The sequence below is a fragment of the Spirosoma sp. genome (assembly GCF_048594605.1).
In the GTDB taxonomy this organism is placed as follows: domain Bacteria; phylum Bacteroidota; class Bacteroidia; order Cytophagales; family Spirosomataceae; genus Spirosoma.
In genome coordinates, this window is the sequence record NZ_JBMDWV010000309.1 from 1 (window position 1) to 3,119 (window position 3,119).

At 39.9% G+C, this 3,119-nt stretch carries 3 protein-coding genes; all 3 read right to left on the reverse strand.

Going from position 1 to position 3,119, the window contains the following annotated elements; genetic code table 11:
* On the reverse strand, positions 1–754 hold a 754-nt coding region (nhaA, locus tag ACOJS8_RS18775), incomplete at its 3' end, for a Na+/H+ antiporter NhaA (protein ID WP_420150081.1).
* A 211-nt stretch (positions 755–965) separates the two neighbouring features.
* Complete coding sequence (locus ACOJS8_RS18780; protein WP_420150082.1) at positions 966–1,238, reverse strand: endonuclease domain-containing protein; 273 nt, start codon at positions 1,236–1,238, stop codon at positions 966–968.
* A gap of 312 nt (positions 1,239–1,550) precedes the next feature.
* Positions 1,551–2,735, reverse strand: a complete 1,185-nt coding sequence (locus ACOJS8_RS18785; RefSeq protein WP_420150083.1) for a hypothetical protein — start codon at positions 2,733–2,735, stop codon at positions 1,551–1,553.
* Between the last annotated feature and the right edge of the window lie 384 nt (positions 2,736–3,119).

Genomic DNA, 3,119 nt, shown 5'->3' on the forward strand with positions numbered 1-3,119 from the left:
CCGGCTTATGCAGGCAATCCTGCAAAATATAAGACGTCGATTTGGCATCACCTTTACCAAAGGGAATGGCAAAAGCCAGCAATACGCCTGTTATGGTAGCATGTACTCCTGAATGCAACATAAACCACCACATAAGGGTACCGCCAATAAGGTAAGGAATCAGGTTTCTAACCTTTAATCGGTTAAACAATAACAGTAATCCCCAGGTACCCAGTGCAATCAGAAGATTCGTCCACAATATACCTTTCGAATAGAAGAGGGCAATAACCAATACGGCTCCGAGGTCATCAATGACAGCCAGTGCGGTCAAAAATACCTTGAGGGATACAGGCACACGTTTACCAAGCAGTGATAATACGGCCAGGGCAAAAGCGATATCTGTAGCCATGGGTATACCTGCTCCGGATTGAGTAATGGTTCCGTGATTGTAAAGGATATAAATCCCCGCCGGTAACAACATCCCACCTATAGCGCCAAATATCGGTAGTAGTGCATTTTTGATTTTGCTAAGCTCCCCGATGTACACCTCCCTTTCCAGCTCAAGGCCAATAAGTAAGAAGAAGATAGTCATCAGACCATCATTGATCCAATATTCAACAGATCCGCTTCCCAATTGAGTTTCCCAAAAATGATGGTAAGCTTCACCCCAGACTGAATTAGTGAGCAGGATAGAAAGAATCGTGCAGATGATCAGGATCAAACCTCCTGATTTTTCGCTGTTGATGAAGTTGTTGAACAATCGCGTTATTTTCATGTCTGAGTATAAGTAAGCAAAATAACAATGCAGGCGAATATAGCTTTTTCAAAACAATGTTAATCTAAAAGTCAATAAGGTTATACCTGAATATTACAAGTGAAGCTTGTTTACAAATTATGTTGGTTCCAGGGGGAATGATTATCCCCCGCTGGCGGGGGTGGCACGCGTTAAGCGTGACGGGGGTGGATCAATGAACATCTTGGAATAACTATTTTTTGCTTCTCTCGCTTTTCTCAATCCAGTTTTCAAGAAAACTTTGTACTGCATTAATATTATGAAGTACTTCATTATCTGTAAACCTAACTACTGTAAACCCTAAGTTTTCTAATGCTTTTTGTCTCCTATCATCATTAACTAAAGCTTCAAAAGAATGATGCGTGTTGCCATCTACCTCAATGATCAGCATTAGCTCCTTACACATAAAATCAGCAATATAATGTAGTACCGGTCTTTGCCTTCTAAATTGGAAACCACGCAACATGCGGGCGCGTAAAACAAATTTTCATAAACAGGCTTCAGCTTTTGTGAAATCTTTACGAAGTTTATTTGCATAAGGTTGCAAAGATTTGTTATAATACAAATTCAGGAATTGGTGTTTCATATATCAAAATTACAAAATCGAAGACGCTCTGGTCCACCCCCTTCGAAATTTTTCTTCCCAAGAGCTTACTAGTCCCCCGCCGGCGGGGGACTAGATTTTCGTTGAATTTAAAATACGGCGCATTTCGCAGCGAAAATCTACGATGCATTCTCGTTTTGGCGGATTAAAATAGATGTTTTGAGATCTTCGCTCTTACACCTTATACATCCGGTTAGCCGAATTAATATACTCCAATGGGTCGAAGGTCTTATCAAAAGACTCCTGTAGCTCCTTCATTTTTATCTCAAGATCTTTAATGCGGGTGCCCAGTTGCGGATCTGCTTTATATTTATCAAAAAGTTCTTTATATTTTAAAAGGTTCTGGCTGATTCTGAATGTTACCTGGCCAAAACGTTGTTTCAATGATTGCACATCATTCATTTGTACATAGGCTTTCTGGCGCCAGTCTTTCGGATTTTTTGCTCGCTCTTCGCGTACAAATTTGGCAGCTTCGTCTCTCAATCGGGTAAGATACTGATACCTTTTCTCCGCATCATTCTCTCTGGAAAAACCAGATTGGAAATCGGCTGGAGATGTTTTGATGATGGCCAGGTTTTCTTTTAATGATTTATCGTATTTGGTTTGCAGGTCCTGCAATTCAGCAGTTATAGATTCCCATTCATTCTCAATGCGGTCATTATCGTAATTAAACTGGCTGATCTTCATGGTGAGGGTCAGCATCTGTTCGCTTTGTTCCTTCAGGGCCTTTTCTTTTTTCCCGATATTATCAATATAAGTAGTCATACTCGAAAACAGGGCGGAAGTAATAGGACCCGTTACCGGTGCACCCTTCGTGAAGTTCCCCGCAAAACTCAGCAGATTGCTGGTTACATTCAAAACCGGGCTTTCGGCCTTTTTATCTTTTACATAGGCTGCGTATTGGTTATACCATTTAGTATAACCGTCGTAGTTCATCGGGTTACCGGTTTCGCTAAGCGCATTAAAAAAGGACTTGGTAGAATTGAATAATAGTAGTGGCTTAATTTCCCTGTCCATAGATACCAGATTGACCATGGCCGACTGATAATTAGCCTGGAAAAGGTTTAATTCATTTTGTTCAATTGCCTTTTGTTTTTCCTCTACCGCTTGTACACGTTCCTGTAATTTATCCGCTTTTTCGCTGGCATTTTTCGATTGAGAGATGGATTTGTCAAGTGTTGACAGACGTTGATCTAATGTGGTTACTGTAGAGTCAAGCGTTTTATTCCTGGTATCAAAGCTCTTTTGTATATCGTTTAGCACTTTATCACGCAGGTTCATTTCATGCTTCATACTGTCGATTTGTGCAAAACAATTTCCTGTAAATAAAAGGCTTACGGCCAGTGCCAGCTGTTTCATACGCAATGTTTTTTTGATAACAAGCATTTAACAAGCAAATAATTCGCCAGTTTTGAAAGCACACAAAAAAATAAAGAGCACCTGAAGATGGATAGTCATCAGGGGCACCCCATTCCAAAGACGAAATAAACTTTTAATCAATTCTTTTCTCCTGCTTGTAGCGTTGAAATTTTGTTATTTTGTTTTACTTGTTTGATCAGAATTACACGAGGCATATGGTTATTGGGAGTAATGGATAAGTAACGCGAATATGTGCTGCCGCTACATTAGGTAGTATGTACAGCTAAGTATACGGCTCGGGAATGTTACGGTTATTAAATCGTTGCACTCAATAATCCTAATTTAAAATGGTCGTAGCCAGGGTGAAAATTTGTAAATAATACT